General features: G+C 62.9%; 12 protein-coding genes and 1 tRNA gene. 9 read left to right on the top strand and 4 right to left on the bottom strand.

Going from position 1 to position 16304, the window contains the following annotated elements:
- Positions 1-8 precede the first annotated feature (8 nt).
- The 6 genes from msrA (at position 9) to WNM05_RS11930 (ending at position 6269) form a co-directional block, all read left to right on the top strand.
- On the top strand, positions 9-554 hold the full coding sequence (gene msrA, locus WNM05_RS11955; protein ID WP_434626861.1) for a peptide-methionine (S)-S-oxide reductase MsrA: 546 nt from the start codon (positions 9-11) through the stop codon (positions 552-554).
- A 69-nt stretch (positions 555-623) separates the two neighbouring features.
- Entirely contained in the window at positions 624-2891 is a 2268-nt protein-coding gene (locus WNM05_RS11950) for an ATP-binding protein (protein ID WP_434626859.1), read from the top strand.
- On the top strand, positions 2891-3559 hold the full coding sequence (locus tag WNM05_RS11945) for a response regulator transcription factor (RefSeq protein WP_101708329.1): 669 nt from the start codon (positions 2891-2893) through the stop codon (positions 3557-3559). The genes WNM05_RS11950 and WNM05_RS11945 overlap by 1 nt, the downstream gene beginning before the upstream one ends.
- A gap of 9 nt (positions 3560-3568) precedes the next feature.
- A complete protein-coding gene (locus tag WNM05_RS11940; protein WP_434626857.1) occupies positions 3569-4444 on the top strand; it encodes an NAD kinase in 876 nt (291 codons plus the stop codon).
- Positions 4445-4461: 17 nt separating this feature from the next.
- The gene (gene recN / locus WNM05_RS11935; protein WP_434626855.1) at positions 4462-6132 is read left to right on the top strand and encodes a DNA repair protein RecN; all 1671 of its coding nucleotides are present in this window, start codon (positions 4462-4464) and stop codon (positions 6130-6132) included.
- Positions 6133-6179: 47 nt separating this feature from the next.
- Positions 6180-6269, top strand: a tRNA-Ser gene (locus WNM05_RS11930).
- A gap of 565 nt (positions 6270-6834) precedes the next feature.
- Here the strand turns inward: WNM05_RS11930 and WNM05_RS11925 are convergent.
- Both WNM05_RS11925 and WNM05_RS11920 read right to left on the bottom strand, forming a co-directional pair.
- Entirely contained in the window at positions 6835-7134 is a 300-nt protein-coding gene (locus tag WNM05_RS11925; RefSeq protein ID WP_434626853.1) for a hypothetical protein, read from the bottom strand.
- Positions 7135-7536: 402 nt separating this feature from the next.
- A complete protein-coding gene (locus WNM05_RS11920; RefSeq protein ID WP_434626851.1) occupies positions 7537-8460 on the bottom strand; it encodes a hypothetical protein in 924 nt (307 codons plus the stop codon).
- Between the two features lie 401 nt (positions 8461-8861).
- Here WNM05_RS11920 and WNM05_RS11915 point away from each other — a divergent pair, with 401 nt between their 5' ends.
- Positions 8862-9581: a type III secretion system effector phosphothreonine lyase gene (locus WNM05_RS11915; protein WP_434626849.1), complete on the top strand. Its 720-nt coding sequence runs from the start codon at positions 8862-8864 to the stop codon at positions 9579-9581.
- Positions 9582-9742: 161 nt separating this feature from the next.
- On the opposite strand, the gene WNM05_RS11910 is transcribed toward WNM05_RS11915, so the two are convergent.
- Positions 9743-10303, bottom strand: a complete 561-nt coding sequence (locus WNM05_RS11910; protein ID WP_434626847.1) for a hypothetical protein — start codon at positions 10301-10303, stop codon at positions 9743-9745.
- A gap of 570 nt (positions 10304-10873) precedes the next feature.
- Between WNM05_RS11910 and WNM05_RS11905 the strand changes: the two genes are divergently transcribed.
- Positions 10874-11560 (top strand): substrate-binding periplasmic protein, encoded by a 687-nt coding sequence (locus WNM05_RS11905; protein ID WP_434626845.1) that lies wholly within the window; start codon positions 10874-10876, stop codon positions 11558-11560.
- A 388-nt stretch (positions 11561-11948) separates the two neighbouring features.
- On the opposite strand, the gene WNM05_RS11900 is transcribed toward WNM05_RS11905, so the two are convergent.
- Positions 11949-12605 carry a class I SAM-dependent methyltransferase gene (locus WNM05_RS11900; RefSeq protein WP_434626843.1) on the bottom strand — a complete coding sequence of 219 codons (657 nt, stop codon included), beginning with the start codon at positions 12603-12605 and terminating at the stop codon, positions 11949-11951.
- Positions 12606-13264: 659 nt separating this feature from the next.
- Here WNM05_RS11900 and WNM05_RS11895 point away from each other — a divergent pair.
- Positions 13265-16111, top strand: a complete 2847-nt coding sequence (locus tag WNM05_RS11895; RefSeq protein ID WP_434626841.1) for a ribonucleoside-diphosphate reductase subunit alpha — start codon at positions 13265-13267, stop codon at positions 16109-16111.
- Positions 16112-16304: the final 193 nt, after the last annotated feature.

Here is a 16304-nt window from a genome sequence, read left to right as displayed (position 1 = left end):
GAGGAATCATGGAAAAAGCGATTTTGGGCGGCGGCTGCTTCTGGTGCCTGGAAGCGGCCTTCTCCGGCCTGAAGGGCGTGCGGCGCGTGGTGTCCGGCTACTGCGGCGGCCATGTCGACGATCCGGACTACCGGGCGGTCTGCTCCGGCGCCACCGGCCACGTCGAAGTGGTGGAGATCGAATACGATCCGGCCGTCGTCGACTACGCCACGCTGCTGCAGGTCTTCTTCGCCGTGCACGATCCGACCACGCTGGATCGCCAGGGCCACGACGTCGGCAGCCAGTACGCCTCGGTCATCTTCCACCTGGACGAAGTCCAGCGCGAAACCGCCGCCGGCACCATCGCCGAGCTGGAGCGGGAGCAGGTGTTCGCCGATCCCATCGTCACCCGGCTCGCGCCGGCGCCGCGCTTCTATCCGGCCGAGGACTACCATCAGGACTACTACCGGCAGAACGCGCAGCAGAACTACTGCCAGCTGGTGATATCGCCGAAGCTGGCCAAGATCCGGCGAAAATTTTCCCATCTGCTGCAAAACCCGGAGGCGCAAAACTGAATGCGGCCGGTATAATGTCGGCCGTCCTGCGGCACGAGCCCCATACCCGCATTCATCGAAACCAGAAGCATGCCAGACGTCGAAGTGCCCCGCCCCTCCCCCCTTCGCGCGCTCAAGATCCATCTGCAGTTGCTGCGCGCCTCCACGACACGCAGCAAATGGCTGGGCGCCCTGTGCTGGCTGCTGGCTTTCGGCCTGCTGCTGGCCCATGCGCTGCTGCAGGATCTGCGCCAGCAACGCCAGGCCTTCCACCAGGCGGCCGAGCAACTGCTGCAAAACAGCAGCCATCGGCTGCGCGGCAGCGAACTGCTGCAGGCTGAGGCGGCCGACATCGCCGGCCTCGCCCGCGGCGACAGCCAGGACCGCATCCGCGCGCTGGCGCTCACCGCCGGCCAGAGCCAGCCCCAGCTTTATTTCATCGGCTACCAGCCGCTGATAGCCCAGGAGCAGCGGGCCGACTTCGAGACCCGCCTGTCGCAGCGCCTAGGCAAGCGCTACGCCATCCGCGACTACCTGCACGGCCAGCGCAACGACTGGCGCGACCCGGCCGCCTGGCGCCCGGCCCCGCCGCGCTCGCGCTATCTGCCGCTGAGCATGGCCGAACCAGGACTGGGCTCGGCCGACTGGCGCGAGATGGGTCTGGACCTGCTGAACGACAGCGTGCTGTCCTCGTCGATCAACCGGGCGCTCGGCCATATGCAGGCCGTGTCGCCGACGCTGCGGCTGCGCAACGGCGAATTCGGCATCGCGCTGTTCCAGACCGTCTACAAGGCCGCGCCGCCGTCGCCCGTGCCCATGGTGCGCATCGAGCAGGCCGCCGGCGTGGTGATGCAAGTGCTCTACCTGAAGCCGCTGCTGGCCCTGCCGCCGTCGCAGGCCGCTCGTTATTCGGTGCAACTGCTGCGCCGGGACGGCGAGGCGGCGCCGCTGCGCCTGGTGGCCGAGCGCGACGGCGGACGGCTGGCCCGGCTGCTGCCTCGGCTCAGTCATCGCAGCGCCCTGCCGTCGCTGCCCTACGAGCTGGTGCTGGAGCGGCAGCTGCAGTTCGAGCGCCTCTCCGCCGCCGAACTGGCGCTGTGCATGCTGTTCGCGCTGGTCCCCGCCTATCTGCTGTGGACGGCGCTGTCGCTGCTGGAATACAACCGCCAGGCGCGCGAGCAGATACAGGACGACATCTTTCGCGAGCGCGAATACGCCAGCGTGGCGCTGCGCGGCATCGGCGACGCGGTGATCAGCGTCGACACCCGCCAGATCATCCAGTACCTGAACCCGGCGGCGGAAACGCTGCTGGGCCTGCCCGCCGCCCAGGCGCTGCAACGCCGGCTGCAGCAGGTGGCGCCGCTGCATTACGAATTCTCGCGCCAACCGACGCAGGACCCGATGGAGCAGGCGATCGCCAGCCGGCAAGTGGTCCACCTGGCGCAAAACTGCTACCTGAAGCGCCACAGCGGCGAGAAACTGCTGGTGGAGGGCGCGGTGGCGCCGTTGCTCGGCCGCAACGGCCAGCTGATAGGCGCCGTGCTCACCTTCCGCGACACCGCGCCGATACGCCGCCGCATGCTGGCCGCGCTGGAAGCGAGCGAGACCCGGCTGAGACAGCACGAGATGGAACTGGCGCGGGTGGCCCGCATCAACACCATGGGCGAGATGGCCTCCGGCATCGCCCACGAGATCAACCAGCCGCTGTCGGCCATCATGAGCTACTGCCAGGCCGGCCTCAGCCTGCTGGACGACGACGAGATCGACATGGCCATGCTGCGCCGCGCGCTGACCTCGTCGGTCAATCAGGCCGACCGCGCCGGCCGCATCATCCACCGACTGCGCGAATTCGTCACCCGCAAGAACCAGCAACTGGTGCCGGTACAGTTGAATCAGGCTGTTCACAACGCGCTGTCCCTGCTGGATTACGAATTGCAGGATCACGACATCCATATTGAGCAAAACTTCGCGCCCGAGTTGCCAGTGGTATACGCTGACACTATCCAGTTGGAACAAGTGGTGCTGAACTTGGCGCGCAACGCGGTGGAAGCCATGGAGCACACCCGGCCATGGGGGCGGCTGAACATCACCACCCGCAAGCAAGGAGAGCGGGTGCAGCTGATCATCAGCGACAACGGCAGCGGCATTCCGGCCGACAAGCTGGATCGGATCTTCGACCCGTTCTTCAGCACCAAGCCCAACGGCATGGGGCTGGGCCTGGCGATCTGCCAGACCGCGATCGAAGCTTTCGGCGGCAAGTTGAGCGCCGGCAACAAGCCCGGATCCGGCGCGGAGTTCATCATCGACCTGCCATGCGCGGCGCGCAGCATGGCCGTACCTTCCGGAGTAGAAGCCTGATGCAAAACACCACCCCGACCGTCTTCATCGTGGACGACGACACGGCGGTACTGGACTCCCTGGCCATGCTGATCACGGCCCAGGGTATGCGCACCGTCACCTATCCCAACGCGATGGAGTTTCTCGACGACTACCAGGGCAACCAGATCTGTTGCCTGGTGCTGGACATCCGCATGCCGCAGATCACCGGCCTCGCGCTGCAGGAACAGCTGCTGGAGCGCGGCATCCACATTCCCATCGTCTTCATCACCGGCCACGGCGACATCGAACAGTGCCGCCGGGCCTTCCAGAACGGCGCCAACGACTTCCTGACCAAGCCGATCGACCAGGCGCGGCTGATCTCCAGCCTGCGCAAGTGCATCCTGATCAGCATCCAGCAGCACCAGCAGGAAGAGGAAACCCAGGAAGTGATGACCCAGCTGTCCCGCATCAGCGGCCGCGAGCGCGAGGTGCTGGAGCTGGTGGCCGACGGCCTGTCCAGCAAGGAGATCGCCCGCGAGCTCGATCTGTCGCCGCGCACCATCGAAGTGCACCGCGCCAATCTGTTCAGCAAACTGGGCGTGGACTCGCTGGCCGACCTGATCCGCTTCTATCTGAAAGCGCTTGAAGCCACAGGCAAAAAGCGCAACAAGGATATTTCCCTCACAGAAACGCCGCCGACCCAGTAGAATCGCCGCATGGAACGATTGTTCAAACATATTTGCCTGGTAGCCCGCCACAGCAAGCCCGGCATCACGCCGTCGCTGTTGCTGCTGGCCGACCACCTGGCCGCCGGCGGCGCCACGGTGCTGATCGACAAGGAAAGCGTGGGCCCGGACGAAGCCAACGGCCACGTGCTGATAGACCGCAACGACATGGGCAAGCTGGCCGATCTCTGCATCGTGCTCGGCGGCGACGGCACCATGCTGTCGATAGCCCGGCTGCTGGCGCCGTACCGCGTGCCGCTGGTCGGCATCAACCAGGGCCGGCTGGGCTTCATGACCGACATCCCGCTGCACGAGATGCTCAGCTCCATCGACGCCATCCTGCACGGCCAGTTCGTGCCGGAAGACCGCATCCTGCTGCAGGCCGCCGTCGTCCGCGAGGAGGCCGAGGTGGCCAGCGCGCTGGCCTTCAACGACGTGGTGTTCAGCCGCGGCGCGGTGGGCTCGATGATCGAATTCGAAGTCTTCATCGACAACCAGTTCGTCTACAGCCAGCGCTCCGACGGCCTGATCGTGTCCACCCCCACCGGCTCCACCGCCTACTCGCTGGCCTCGGGTGGCCCCATCCTGCACCCGACGCTGCAAGCCATCGCGCTGGTGCCGATCTGCCCGCAGTCGCTGTCCAACCGTCCGATCGCCGTCAACGACTCCTGTGAGGTGGAGTTCATGCTGACCCGCGGCCTGGACGCGCGCGTGCACTTCGACGGCCAGCTGCACTGCGACCTGATGGAAATGGACCGGGTGCTGATCCGCCGCTACCGCAACCCGCTGCGCATCCTGCACCCCGAGGGCTACAACTACTACGACATGCTGCGCCACAAGCTGCACTGGGGCGAGCGCCTGATCTGAACGGAACAGACCACACCATGCTTCTCTCGCTGACCGTCAAGGATTTCGTCATCGTCGACAGCATCGCGCTGGACTTCGCCGCCGGCTTCACCGTACTGACCGGCGAGACCGGCGCCGGCAAATCCATCATGCTCGACGCCCTGGGCCTGCTGCTCGGCGACCGTGCCGAAGGCGCCCAGGTGCGCGAAGGCGCCGAGCGCGCCGAAATCACCGCCGAATTCTCGATAGAACGGCGCCCCGAAGTGGAGGCCTGGCTGGCCGGCAACGAGCTGGCCGGCGACGAAGGCGTGCTGCTGCTGCGCCGACTGGTGGACCGAAGCGGCCGCTCCAAGAGCTTCATCAACGGCCAGGCGGCGACGCTGGCCCAGCTGAAGCAGCTGGGCGAGTTCCTGGTCGACATCCACGGCCAGCACGCCCACCAGTCGCTGATGAAAAGCGAAACCCAGCGCCAGCTGCTGGACGCCTACGCCGGCTCCACCGCGCTGGCGCGCGACACCCACAAGGTATGGCAGGAATGGCAGGCGGCGCGCCAGGCGCGCCAGGACGCCGAACGGCTGTCGCGCGAATCGGAAGTGGAGCGCGAGCGGCTGACCTGGCAGATAGGCGAACTGAGCGAGCTGAACCTGCAGCCGGACGAATGGAACGCGCTGAGCCAGAACCACACCCGCCTCTCCCACTCCGCCGAACTGGTGCAAAGCGCCGAGCTGGCGGTGGACATGCTGTCCGAACAGGACAACAGCTGCCTGACGCAGCTGGCCCATGTGCAGAACCGGCTGTCCAAGCTGGCCAACCTCGACCCCAGACTCGCCGACACGCTGTCGCTGCTGGACTCGGTGGACGCCGAATTGCGCGAAGTGGTGTACAGCCTGCGCGACTACGCCAGCGACATCGAGCAGGACCCGAGCCAGCTGGCCGAGATGGAACGCCGGCTGGACCTGTTGATGAGCGCCGCGCGCAAATACCGCGTGCAGCCGGCCGACCTGGCCGACAAACTGGCCGACTGGCAGCAGCAGCTGGCCGCGCTGGAAGCCAGCGTCGACGTCGAGGCGCTCAGCGTGGCCGAGGCCGCCAGCCTGGCCCGCTACCGCACGCTGGCCGAGGCGCTGTCCGCCAAGCGCCGCCAGGCCGCCAGCGAGCTGTCCGAGCGCATCGGCAAGGAAATGCAGCGGCTGGCGATGGGCGGCGCCCGCTTCGCCATCGAGCTGTCGGCGCTGGCCGAACCGGGCGCCCACGGCATGGAGTCGATAGAATACCTGGTGGCGGCCAACGCCGGCACCAGCCTGCGCCCGCTGGCCAAGGTGGCCTCCGGCGGCGAGCTGTCGCGCATCAGCCTGGCGATGCAAGTGGTGATCAGCCAGGTGGCCAGCGTGCCGACACTGATCTTCGACGAAGTGGACGTCGGCATAGGCGGCCGGGTGGCCGAGGTGATAGGCCACATGCTGCGCGAGCTGGGCCAGCGCTACCAGGTGCTGTGCATCACCCACCTGCCGCAGGTCGCGTCCTGCGGCCGCCATCACTGGCAGGTCAGCAAGCGCGAGCACAAGGGCCAGGTGCTCAGCCGCATCGCGCCGCTGGACGCCGAACAGCGGGTGCTGGAAATCGCCCGCATGCTGGGCGGCGCCGAGCTGACGCAGACCACGCGCGAGCACGCGGCGGAAATGCTGGCCGCCAACGCCGCCGCCCTCTAGGCAGAAACGGCGATTCGCTATAGAATTGCGGGCTCTTACCGAATTAAGGAAGCGTGGCAGAGTGGTTTAATGCAACGGTCTTGAAAACCGTCGTGGGTGCGAGCCCACCGTGAGTTCGAATCTCACCGCTTCCGCCAAATACTAGCCGCCGAAATCCGCATTAATCCACGTACAGTCTAGACGTGGTGCGGGTTTCGGCGGTTTTCCTTTTGGGCACGCTCAGCGCCCAAGACGGGTTTAAGTGGTTTAGCGTGCCCCAAATCTGCCCCAAATTTTAGGGCACTCCGCTTCCCCCCTTCCATCAAGTCCCAAAGCCGGAGCAGTCGCCACGCAGGACATCCCATTAGGCTGTTTGGTACTTGCCGCAGTGGCGACGCCAGCCGACCTTTCTGCCGTGGATGGAGACGATGCTTCCCGGCTCGCCGCCGAGGCCGACGACGTCGTCCGGGAGCTCAACGTCTGCCAGGCCGGTCGAAGCTTCGTAACCGGCGGGTGGCCCCAATTTCGTGGGTTGAAAGCGCCTCTTGTTGCGCTTGCCTGGAAAAGCTCCGCACAAATGATGAAAAAATTGGGGGAGAAATTTTCACGCCCATCTTTCATCACTACGACGCGGAGGAAAAGATAAGTTGGCCTGCGATATGAATTTTCACCGCAAAGCATTAAAACAAAACCGACTCAGAATGCTTGAGCTTAATCGATTGGTTAAGTTAAGCTTTTGGCACATTTGCTTGTCAAGTTATCTCTAAATGCTTTGATCAGCAGACATACATCTTGCTTGGCTAATTTGCTCGGCCATCCCGCTCTGGTTTCTGCTATTATTTTTCTACACTTAGCTCGTGCAACAATTAAGACATGGAGTTTGCGCCTATCCGTTTGCTTGGCTTGTGCCGCCTTCAAGAGATTGTCTACGCGGCGAAGTAGAAAAGGGCTGATATCCTTTCCTTTTTCAGAAGTAGATATAAGGATTTTCGTCAATCCGTCGATAGCCGCGTGATCTTCCATCAACATCAACTCCTCTCAAGTAGCGTTCAACAAATTTTATTTTTCACATGCCCCACCCGAAATAAGACCAATCTTAAAATTCTTTTTTTAATGGCATGGCCGTCCCCTATGATCGTCCAGCAACATCAGGCATAGAGGCAGCGTTAGGAAGACGCATTGAATACCAAATGGAGCATGGAGGGATGGCGAGCCGCCCTTGGCTGTAGATACGGGCTTCTGTACGTTCAAGGGAACATCTGCCGCTACGGCACGTCGTTATCAGTGAAACGCCGCTCACTTCCTTGGCGACCAGGCCGCCAGGAGTGTTGGCGTCCTGATCTGCTCGCGGATCCGGTCATGAGGGGCACACAGGCATGGGATCCGCTGCATGATCCTGAAATGCTTTGGGTATCGACTCCTCCGTTACTGCCCGCGAGGCAGCACCGGCTCGAAACTCACCCCGTCGCCGCCAATCGCCTGCAGCGTCACCAGCAGCCCGGGGATGTGATTGGCACCAACCACCCAGAGGATGTTCCGGTTCTCGTAATCGCCCTTGTTGTCAAAAAACTTGTCGCTCAGCCATTGATTGCTCCGCGCCTCGCAACAGGCGTAATCGTTCCCCTCTTCCGCGAGCCTTTGGCCATATTCGAGGAAGCTGGCGTTCTCGTTACCGGTCATGAACGTGTCGTCGCCATGATCCGCGTCCGTCGTCTCCCCGCCCTGGCGATAAGTCCTGACCTGGTCCCCGTCATCCTTGTAATGATTGGCGAGCTGGACCCGCGAATCGGCCGTTTCAAGATATTCGACCTTGCCCGCCGCGCTGAGGAACAAATCGTCGTATGGCGCCTTGTTGATCTCGCAAACCGACTCGTACTGCTTCAACCTCATCTCCGCGCGGAGGATATCGGCCCGCTTCCCGCCCTCCTGCGCCGATGCCAGCTGCTCGCGGCCTTTCCGCACCTCCTGGACCTGCCCGGCCAGCTCATCCAGGCTTTTCCCGGTCGAGTTGCCCGGCACTTCCAGGTAGACCACATCGAATTTCTTGTCCCGGACGAGATTCAACAGCTCAACGCCATGATGCTTGTCCTGGATGATGCCTTCCCTGTGCATCGTTCCCAGCAGATGCAGCTCCGCCCCGTCGACATTGACCTTCCACAAGTTCATGCCATTGCTCGGCGCAAGCTTGGACAACTCGGATATCGCCGCCCCTCTGGCCTTCAAGTCCTCCGGCCGCATCGTCTTTTTCAAATCCGCCACTTCCAGCCGCTTGCTTTCCCCCACCGAGGAATGCTCAGGCGCATGGCTCTGGATCGTGTTCAAACCGCCCGAAGCTGTAATTCCATACATGTCTTGACGCTCCAAAAATAAGTCATTGAAAACCACCGATACCGGGAGGGCCCAGGCGCCGCATCAAGCTGTCGTGGGCTGCCCTCCGGGGCCGTTTTCTGCCGGCACATGGCATTGTCAAACGTCTGTTGCAGTGAATGCGCTGCGGCAAGCCGCTTTGGCCGCCCGGTATCCGGCAGAGCTGGCTGCTGCCGCAAAAGACGTTGAACGGGCTCTTATATCAGGCGGTCCGAAGATCCACTTTCAAAAAACGGCCGATGCGCGGCGGCGCATCCCGTGCCGGTCCAGCGTCTGAGCTAGCGCCGCCGCGGCAGCCGTCGCAACCGTTATTGAATGGACATTTTCTGAAAGAGAAAGTCGACACGGCAATGGAATATCCGGTTTTCCCTTGAGCGCCCACCATGCCGATCCGACCCAAATTCAAACTGAACCTGACGCCTCTGGATTTCAGCTCTCCGATGGAGAAAAACGCGCCCTCGACCCGCGAGCAGCTGCACAGCCATTTTGACGGCCTGCGCAAGCAAATGCGGGAACTGCCGCTGCCGAGTTTTCGACAGGCGTTTCATGCGCCGGACTATGCCGGCATGCGTCAAAGCGGTTTCTCGGCCGTCAGCAACGGTTTCCGGATGGAAAACCATGGCGGCGATGTCTTCATGCACGCCCGCCGCGAAAATCCGCAGAACCTGGGCGAGTTCGCCGGCGACAAGTTCCATATCAGCATCCACAGCGAACAAGTGCCGCAAGCGTTTCAGGCGCTGACCGGCCTGCTGTTTTCCGACGACAGCCCGATAGACAAGTGGAAAGTCACCGATATGGCGCGCGTCGACCACCAAGCCCGCGTCGGGGCCGGCGCGCAAATCACGCTGTATGTGAAGCCTGATCAAGCGGACTCGATCTACAGCGCCGCGGCCTTGAACAAGACCCGGCACTTCATCGAGAATCTGGAGAACAGCCTGTTCGAACAAGGGATCGAGCCCGGACACTATCCGGAGTCGGATGTGCGTCCCGACGGCTGGCGATATGTCAGCTATCGCAACGAGTTGCGCAGCGACCGCGATGGCGGCGAGGCGCAAAGCCAGGCCCTGCGGGAGGAGCCGTTCTACCGCCTGATGACGGAATAAGGTCAGCCGCGGCCGGCCGAGGCCAGCCGGCCATCCACATCGACGGGGTTCGGGTCCGGTGCGATCTCCAATCGACGATCCGGGCTCCGCCTGCCGCGTCTTCGGCAACAACAGCCCGAGCCCCCCACCGCTCCGTCGCCGGGGATACGCCGCCAAGCCCCTTATCGCCAGTGCGCGATGCAGTATTCGGCCCCCAGCGTTTCCCTGGCCAGCGCCACGCAGATTCGCGCCGCGTCCGGATGGCTGGGCACATCCTGCACGCTGAACGGCATCCGCAGGCATCGGCAGAATGCCAGCATCCGGTGCCATGCCTTGATGAACTCGTCGCCGGCATCGGCGCTGCCGTCGTCGAGCACCGACAGATCCGGCACCGCCAGCGCGGTGATGCCGGGTTGACGCGTGATCCGGTAGAACATTTCGTCCGAGCACAGCGCCGACTGCAAACCGGCGGCCGAATAGCTGAACACCTCCGAGTACGTCGCCACAGAATAGACCAGGCAAGCCTCGCCACCGCTGTCGAAATAGCGCTGAACGGCGGCCTGCAAACGGCAATGGCAGGCGAAGAACGATTGCTCCAGCGGATCTGGAATCACCGCGCAAAGCCAATGCCTGTAATCCTCCCAGTCATGCAACAAATGCAAGCCCGCCTCGCCCGCCTCGGTGAAGCCGATGAACAGCGGCAGCGCCGACGACTGTTGCCGGATATCCGCGCCTGATGACATTTACACTCCTGGAAACCGATGTTGCCTCAATATGGCCGGGCCGCTTCGACCAGCGCGCGCCGCGAATCCTCGCGTCGCCGGAAGCGTCGGCCATCCGTGACAGCATCAACGGACGGATCACCCGCCCCCGCTCGCGGCCTCCCCGACCACGCCCACCGCCGGGCCGTAACGCCGCAAGCAGGCCCGACGTGAAGGACAACACAGCGGCCCAGCCCACGATGCGTCAGCGACGGTTTTTAGGATCATTCCTAGGCGCGGCGAACAGAAATCAGTTTCACGGCCGAAGCAAGGCGCCGAACCGGCGATATTTATCGGAAATATTCCTAAAACATTCATACACTTATCAAAATTTCGATCATAAAAACCAGATAGATCAAAAATGGAAAACCAAATTCGATACGGATATAAGGTGGCAATCGGAAGTGGCTGAGGTCGCGGGAGAAACGTATGAATTTTGGAAAGCCGAGTGTTCTTCCCAGCATATTTGCATGCATTATCGGCATAAATGCGGCATCGACGACTTACGCCGATACCAAACCGATAAGTTTTGCCTTATATGAGCTGGGTTATTTGTATAACGATGCCACCAAGGCCGGCATAGACAAGGACATCGCCAACGAGTTGGCCAAGCGGAGCGGACGGGAATTCCAGCTGGAGTACATGCCCAGGGCCAGGATCTGGAAAAAGCTGGAGGACGGCACGGTGATGATGACCGGCAGCGGGATACAGAACGACGCCCGGGAAAAATTCGCCTGGTTCATTCCCTGCATGCAACTGAAAAACTACGTGATCTTCAACAAGGACGAGCCGTTCAGAAGCCTGGAGCAGTTCAAGGCCAGCAGCAAGATGGTGGGCGTGATCCGCAGCTACAAGCACGGCACGGCCGCCGATACCGAAATCGACGCGCTGCGCGCGCAGCATCGCGTGCTGGAAGTGGCGGAACAGGAACAGCTGTACCGGATGCTGCAGACGAAGCGCCTGGACCTGATCGTGGCCCTGCCGCCGGCCAGCATGTTCTATCTCGACCAGTTCATGATCCGGGATCGCGTGGTGATAGCGGACTGGTTTCCCGATCCGCCCATCATCCACAACCTGGTCTTCTCCAGAAAAGCCTTCACCAAGGAGGAGATCGCAATGTGGAAAAAGATCGTCAAAAGCATGGTGACCGATGGCACGCTGAAAAAGATCTACACCAAATACGTCGGCGAGAAATACGCGGCGGACATGCTGAAGTTCCCCGACCCCGCCGGCAATTGAACCCGCCTGGCAGCGCGCGTCAGTGGGCCGCGCACGGCCGGGACGGCAAGCGAACCATGCCGGGACCGCAAGCCGCCTGCACCCGCCTGCGCGGCCGCTGCCACGCAAGGGTTTGACGCCTGCCGGCAAGCCCGTCAAGCCGCAAAACCGCGCGCCGCCTCCGACAGGCCGCCTCGCGGGAAGACGCAGGCCTAGCCCCTCCGGTCCTATGTCCGCCGCCACGCATCCGGCCTGCCGGGCCGGACTGCGCTGCTCGTGAAATCGCAAGCCGGCGCCAAGAACAGCTGACAAAACCTGGCAGAACGCCTGAGCCAAGACGCGCCGACGCAGACAGTACAGCGAGTACGACAAGGAGGCGCAACGCCGGGTCGGGGGTTTTGTCAGCGGGCTAAGGCCGGATGCCGCGGTAGATGGCCACAGTGCCGTAGAAAGTGGGAATCTGACACGCCACCGCCACCTCGGCGAAGCCCGCCTCCCGCATCAGCCGCGGCAGCACCCCCTGGACGTTGCCCCGCGTGGTCTCGAAACCGTCCAGAAACTGCGTGGTCAGGCTCAGCACCCGCATCAGCGCATTCTGCGGCTTGCCCAGATCGCCTATCACCAGCTCGCCGCCGGGCTTCAGCACCCTCAGCATCTCGCGCAGCGTGGCCCGCTTGCCATCCATCGGCAGGTGGTGGAAGAACAGGCTGGACAGGACCCTGTCGAACAGCCTGCCCTCGTACGGCATGCGATCCGACATCGCGTGGCTGAGCCGCAGGCCGACGCCGGCCTCGGTCGCCTTCAGCGCGGCGCGGCGCAGGATCTCGGCGTCGCCGTCCAGGCCGTGCAGCGCGATGGCCGGCACCTTGCGCGCCGCCATCACCGCCAGCGTGCCGGTGCCGCAGCCGACGTCCAGCACGCAGTGACCCGGCTGCAGCCGGGCGATGGTCAACAGGGTTTCCTTGACGTGGCGCTCGCGCCCGGTCAGCGCGATCAGGGGATCGTATAGCGAGGTCAGGCTGGAAAACCGGAGGGCGTGTATATACTGCGTTCGCGGCGAAGGCATGGCGTTCTCCATGGGGTGGCCGAACGGCAGGCGCCGCCGGCTTGCAAGCTACAGGACTTTGCCCCCGCCTCGCTGCTGGCCGCGGCGGCGAACGACATCACGCTTGGCATGACAGGCTCCGATACGGCATGGCGGACACTTGGCCACCATATACCATGCGGACAGGAGCGCAAAACCGGCACAAAGGATATGTCATTGGCATTTTTGGCGTGTTTTCGGCTTGCCACCCTCTCCCCGACCGCTGCCATACCCGCCAGCCGCGCAATTTTACGCCAACAGCGTAGCGGCCACGCAACAGTTGATGACACAACATCTAGTGACGGCCTAACCACGGGCACCTGCTGCTAGGATTCCGGCGACTTTCTGCAATTTTCTGACGGCCGCATTTCAAGTCAAAATCGGCCATCAAAAAATTTCTGTCGCCGCAAAGCCAATAACGGCGCGGCTTTCCGCCCCAGCTGCCAGATTCCCGCCTAAAGTCAAGACTTGAACTACGTCACCCCCACCACTAGAATTTGGGCAGATTCAGCGGTGCAAACGGTACATCTTGTGTTTACCCACAGCCCGCACACAGCTTTTCAACAGAATTGTCCACAAGCCGACCTGCCCCTCAAGAACGCAGCGCGGCCGGACGTAAACTTCTCTTTATCGAGGGATACATGCAACTGACCACCTTTGAAGGGCAAACCGCCGCGGAACTCGGCCGCGAAGCAGCACCGCAAGCCGATTTCAGCCTGTACAAGACCATCCGTCGCAATGGTGCGGTGGTGCCGTTCGAACCCGTCAAGATCTCCATTGCCATGACCAAGGCTTTCCTGGCGGTGATGGGTCAGCAAGGCGCCACCTCCGCCAGCATCCGCGACAAGGTGGCCCAGCTGACCGAACAGGTGGTCAACGCGCTGATGCGCCGCAAGCCGGAAGGCGGCGCCATCCACATCGAAGACATCCAGGACCAGGTCGAACTGTCGCTGATGCGTTTCGGCGAGCACGACGTGGCCCGCGCCTACGTGCTGTACCGCGAACAGCGTTCGCAAGAGCGCGCCGCCCGCGGCGAAGCGCTGACCAGCGTGCAGATCAACGTGCTGCGCAAGGACGGCCGCAAGCTGCCGCTGGACGTGGCCCGTCTGCGCGCCAATATCGAGGCCGCCAGCAAGAACCTGGCCGGCATCGACGTGGACGCCATCCTGGGCGAGACGCTGAAGAACATCTATGACGGCGTGCCGGAAGAAGAAGTGGGCAAGTCCGCCATCCTGGCCGCCCGCTCGATGATCGAGCAGGACCCGGCCTACGACTACGTGACCGCCCGCCTGCTGATGGGCAACATCCGCCTGGAGATCCTGGGCGAGGCCGTCAGCCAGGACGAAATGGGCAAGCAATACGCGCCCTACTTCGCCGACTACATCAAGAAGGGCATCGCCGCCGAGCTGCTGGACGAACGGCTGGCCGAATACGACCTGAAAAAGCTGGGCGCGGCACTGGACGCCGAACGCGACCTGCAATTCGGCTACCTGGGCCTGCAGACGCTGTACGACCGCTACTTCCTGCACATCGACGGCACCCGCATCGAAATGCCCCAGGCCTTCTACATGCGCGTCGCCATGGGCCTGGCGCTGAACGAAGTGAACCGCGAAGCCCGCGCCGTGGAATTCTACAAGGTGCTGTCCAGCTTCGACTTCATGTCGTCCACCCCGACGCTGTTCAACTCCGGCACCCGCCGCAGCCAGCTGTCCAGCTGCTACCTGACCACGATCGCCGACGATCTGGACGGCATCTACGAAGGCATCAAGGACAATGCGCTGCTGTCCAAGTTCGCCGGCGGCCTGGGCAACGACTGGACCCCGGTGCGCGCGATGGGCTCGCACATCAAGGGCACCAACGGCAAATCGCAGGGCGTGGTGCCGTTCCTGAAGGTGGTCAACGACACCGCCGTGGCGGTGAACCAGGGCGGCAAGCGCAAGGGCGCCGTCTGCGCCTACCTGGAGACCTGGCACGCCGATATCGAGGAATTCCTCGAATTGCGCAAGAACACCGGCGACGACCGCCGCCGCACCCACGACATGAACACCGCCAACTGGATTCCGGACCTGTTCATGAAGCGCGTGATGGAAGGCGGCGAGTGGAGCCTGTTCTCCCCGTCCGAAACCCCGGACCTGCACGACCTGTTCGGCCAGGCATTCGAAAAGGCCTACACCGCCTACGAAGCCCGCGGCGCGCGCGGCGAGCTGAAGGTATACAAGCGCATCCCGGCGCTGTCGCTGTGGCGCAAGATGCTGACCATGCTGTTCGAGACCGGCCACCCGTGGGTGACCTTCAAGGACCCGTGCAACATCCGCAGCCCGCAACAGCACATGGGCGTGGTACACAGCTCCAACCTGTGCACCGAGATCACGCTGAACACCAATGAAGACGAGATCGCCGTGTGCAACCTGGGTTCGGTCAACCTGGCCGCCCACCTGCAGGCCGACGGCTCGCTGGACGCGGAAAAGCTGCAACGCACCATCCGCACCGCGCTGCGCATGCTGGACAACGTCATCGACATCAACTTCTACCCGGTGAAGAAGGCGCGCAACTCCAACCTGAAGCACCGTCCGGTGGGCATGGGCGTGATGGGCTTCCAGGACTGCCTGCACATCAAGCGCGTGCCGTACGGCTCCAACGCCGCCGTCGAATTCGCCGACGAATCGATGGAAATGGTGGCCTACTTCGCCTACCTGGCCTCCACCGAGCTGTCCGAGGAACGCGGCCGCTACCCGTCGTACAAGGGCAGCCTGTGGGACCGCGGCATCCTGCCGCACGACAGCCTGAACCTGCTGGCGGCCGAACGCGGCGGCTATCTGGAAGTGGACCGCACCGAGCGGATGGACTGGAACAAGCTGCGCGAGCGCATCAAGCAGCACGGCATGCGCAACAGCAACTGCCTGGCCATCGCCCCGACCGCGACCATCGCCAACATCATCGGCGTGTCCGCATCCATCGAGCCGACCTACCAGAACCTGTTCGTCAAATCCAACCTGTCCGGCGAATTCACCGTCACCAACGAATACCTGGTGCGCGACCTGAAGGCAGCCGGCCTGTGGGACGAAGTGATGGTCGCCGACCTGAAGTACTTCGATGGCAGCCTGGGCCAGATCGACCGCGTGCCGGCCGAACTGAAGGCCATCTACGCCACCGCCTTCGAGCTGGATCCGAAATGGCTGGTGGAAGCGGCCTCCCGTCGCCAGAAGTGGATCGACCAGGCCCAGTCGCTGAACCTGTACATGGCCGGCGCCTCCGGCAAGAAACTGGACGAGCTGTACAAGCACGCCTGGCTGCGCGGTCTGAAGACCACCTACTACCTGCGCACCCTGGCCGCCACCAGCGCCGAGAAGTCCACCGGCCGCGGCGGCGAGCTGAACGCCGTGTCCAGCCAGGTGCAACAGGCTCCGGCCGCCGCGGTGGACAACACCCCGGCCACCGACGCCAAGTTCTGCAGCATCGACAATCCCGATTGCGAATCCTGCCAGTGATGGATCGCATCACAACATGGATAAATCTTCCGTCATAGGCTTGGTTGTGGTTACTGTAGTGGTTGTGCTGGTAATTGGAGGGGTAATTGTTTTCGCAGTATCGAACGGTTACTCGGTGAAGGGCTCTCTTAGTGCCCCTCGCATTAAAAGCTCACTTGAGCTCAACCCCGTAAGCAACAAGAAGTAATTGAAC

The sequence above is a fragment of the Chromobacterium sp. CV08 genome (assembly GCF_051129845.1).
GTDB lineage: Bacteria > Pseudomonadota > Gammaproteobacteria > Burkholderiales > Chromobacteriaceae > Chromobacterium.
The sequence above is the reverse complement of the archived record's forward strand: the minus strand, read 5'-3'. Positions and strand labels throughout refer to the sequence as shown.